Consider the following 3355-nt stretch of genomic DNA (forward strand, 5'->3'; position numbering starts at 1 on the left):
TTGACACCACTCAAGCCTGCGGCTGGCTCCCGGTCGACGCGAGCCGTTTCGACGTCACCCTGACCGGCGCCTACAAGTGGCTGCTGGCCCCGCGCGGGAGTGCCTTCCTCGTAACCCGCCCGGGGCTGCGAGAACGGCTGCTGCCGTCGCAGGCCGGGTGGTGGGCCGGCGAAGACCCACACACCTCGTACTACGGCCCGCCCCTCCGGCTCGCGTCCGACGCTCGCAGTCTCGACATCTCGCCCGCATGGTTCAGTTGGGTGGGCACGGCTCCAGCGCTTGAGCTGATCGAGCAGGTCGGTGTCGAATCGATCCGTGCCCACGACGTCGCCCTGGCCAACCGATTTCGTGACGGTCTCGGGATGCCGCCGGGCGACTCCGCGATCGTCTCAGCGGACGTCCCGGGTGCCGAGCAGCAGCTCGAGGCCGCAGGCGTACGTGCCGCCGTCCGTGACGGCCGGCTGCGAGCGTCATTCCATCTCTACAACACCGAAGCCGACGTCGATATGGCGCTCAGGGCCCTCGGCCGCGGCACCTGAGTCCCGTCTTACACGCGCCGGGTGACATGCAACAGGTACTCCTTGCGGTCCAGCGGGTTGTGATCGGTCCGGGGCCGGGTGGGCGCCGCGCCACGGACCAACTGGTAGTGGTCGAACACGCTCTCCAGCACTCCCTCACCGCGCGATAGAGAAGGAAGCTGTTGCTGCAAGGCGTGCACGCGGGCCGCCGGGATCTCGCCCTCGAGCACGTACACCGCGCCACGTGTCTCCTGTGTCTGCGGCATGGCACGCAGGCCCAGAAGCGCGGGTGCCACCGTCCCGAACGTATCCGCCGGAACCTCCAGCCTGAAGCGGTTCATCGGCTCGTACACACCCGTCCCGGCCGTGCTGAGAGCACTCATCAGCACCAGCGGTGTCAACTGCCGGAAGTCCGCGCCGGTGCTCGACATGCTCTTGTCGAATCCCTGGTGCGCATGGCTCTGCCGAGGTGCGTATCCCGAGTGCGTCATGGTGACCCTGCAATCCGTGACCTGCCATCCATGCAATCCTTCACGCAGCGTGTCATAGACCGTGTCCTCCACCGCCTTGAGGAACGCTGGCGGAAGCGCACCCAGTTCGAACTCGATACCGAACGTCACTCCCGAACCGACCGGCGCCGGGTCGACACGTAGGCCGATCGTTGCCAGGAACGGGTTGGGCTCGGAGCGCATGGCCTCGAGTGCCCAGCCAGTGCCAGCCAGCCGTTCTATGCAGATCGTCGTCGTCTCGCGGAACGACACCTCGATACCGAAGTCGTCGGCCAGCGTCGTCTGGATGACCTCCTTCTGCACCTCGCCGTACAGGGAGACGGATATCTCCTGCCGGAGGTCGTCCTGTCGCACATTGATCAGTGGGTCCTGCTCTGCCAGTTGCGTCAGTGCCGCTCGCAGCGCACCTTTGTCAGTGCTCTGCCCGGGAACGACGACGGTCTCCAGTGTCGGCGGGGAGAAGTAGTGGGCATCCGATCCATCCCGCGCCGCACCGATCGGGTCCCCGATCTGGACGTCGTCGAGCCCCCACAGCTTGCCGATGCGCCCGGCCGCGACAGATGGCCGCTGGACTTCGGTGCCGTGGTCGAAGACGGCGATCCTGGTGACTTTCCCCTCCCGGTCCTGGCCGAACGTCAGCCGCTCACGCGTGCGAACAGTCCCCGCGTAGAGACGGGCGTAGGCGATCTTCTCCCCCGCTGGGCCACGTTCGACCTTGAACACGGTCCCGGACGCCGCGGCATTCGCATCGCCGGTGCCGGCGGGCAGTAGTTCCTTGATCCCGGCCGTCACCGCGTCCACTCCGGCACCGGTGATGGCCGAACCGAAGAAGACCGGATGCACCAGGGCTCGCGCTGTCTGAGCCGCGAGCTCGCCGCGGAGCCGACAGGATGGGATCGGGGACCCGTCGACGTACGCGGCCAATAGTGCGTCGTCATGCTCCGCCAAGCGCTCCGAGAGTGCCGCGGTGAACTGCTGGTCCGCGTCGTCGAACGTCGTCACGATGGCATCGCGTGTGCCGAGGTGGCGTACGGTCTCCATCGCAACGATGGACGGCGACAGCCGCTGTGACAGCTCCCGCAGCACACCGGCGTAGCGGGCACCCATGCGGTCGATCTTGTTCACGAAGATGATCGTGGGAATCCGTAGCCGCTGCAGCGTACGCATCAGCACCCGCGTCTGAGGCTGCACGCCCTCCACGGCCGACACCACCAGCACGGCCCCATCGAGTACGTTCAGCACCCGTTCCACCTCAGCGATGAAATCTGGGTGGCCGGGCGTGTCGATGAGGTTGACGATGACGTCGTCGATGGCGAACGACACCACGGCAGACTTGATCGTGATGCCACGTTGCCGTTCCAACGCCATGGAGTCGGTGGTGGTGTTCCCGTCGTCGACGCTGCCGATCTCGTCGATGACGCCAGCGGCATGGAGCAGCCGCTCGGTCAGGCTCGTCTTACCGGCGTCTACGTGCGCCAGAATCCCTAAGTTCAGTGTTCTCGCCAAGCGTCATGTCCCCTGTGTGAAAGACGGATCCGGTCTGGGTAGACATGAACGCCTGGCGCATCTTCACTCCTCGGACATTGCTCGGCTTGCTCGGCTGAATCGGTCGCCCAGCGAGGTCGATCACTGCTCTGTCGAGCTGACATCGCTCCGCTGGCCTTGCGGCAGCATGCTCGCCGCACTATGGCAGTTCAGCAGACGGCCACCCGCGTGACAACTGATTTTCCGCGCCGCTGCGACCGAGGTCATCCGTCGTCTGGCTGCCTCACAACGATGCCGTCCGTCGCCACCTTGACCAGAGAACGGGCGGTGTCGGCCGGATCCGCCAGAGGCTGCTCGCCGTAGAAGTGTCGATGGAACGCATGCTGGAAGCAGGCGCCCATCAGCACGGCGGCCACCGCTTCTGGATCGGCGTCCGGGCGTACCCGGCCATGTTCCCGCTCGGCTCTCACGTACTGGCTGATGACCACGTTGACCTGGCGAGGGCCCGATCCGTGGCGCAGCACCCCGGCACGGTGGCTTTCCAGCAGCCGACGCTCGAAGAACAGCCCTACAGCCATGGGGAAGCCTTCGTCGTAGAAGAGCAGAGCCGCGTGGACGACCTCCTCGAGGTTCTGCTCGACACTGCCCTCGCCCACTCGACCGGCCAGGTGACGCAGAGCCGCGCCGAGCTCGGGGAGGCGCTCCTCCAGCACCGCACCGAAGATCGCCGTCTTGTCGACGAAGTGCTTGTAGAGGGTCGCCTCCGAGAACCCTGCACGCTGGGCGATCTCCTTCGTGGTGGCCCGGGCGATTCCGTCGGTGCGCATGATCTCGGCGGCCGCG

3 protein-coding genes are annotated in these 3355 nt (G+C 66.3%); 1 reads left to right on the top strand and 2 read right to left on the bottom strand.

Translation table 11 applies throughout. The features are described 5' to 3' along the window. Positions 1–539: aminotransferase class V-fold PLP-dependent enzyme (locus tag ELR45_RS39705; RefSeq protein ID WP_205857571.1), on the top strand; the 539-nt coding region annotated here is incomplete at its 5' end. A gap of 8 nt (positions 540–547) precedes the next feature. On the opposite strand, the gene ELR45_RS30360 is transcribed toward ELR45_RS39705, so the two are convergent. Together ELR45_RS30360 and ELR45_RS30365 are read right to left on the bottom strand one after the other, a co-directional pair. Beyond that, entirely contained in the window at positions 548–2533 is a 1986-nt protein-coding gene (locus ELR45_RS30360) for an elongation factor G (protein WP_129669628.1), read from the bottom strand. Positions 2534–2775: 242 nt separating this feature from the next. Next, a partial coding sequence (locus ELR45_RS30365; protein WP_165368242.1) for a TetR/AcrR family transcriptional regulator occupies positions 2776–3355 on the bottom strand: 580 nt, incomplete at its 5' end.

Source organism: Phytoactinopolyspora endophytica (assembly GCF_004138495.1).
Lineage (GTDB): Bacteria > Actinomycetota > Actinomycetes > Jiangellales > Jiangellaceae > Phytoactinopolyspora > Phytoactinopolyspora endophytica.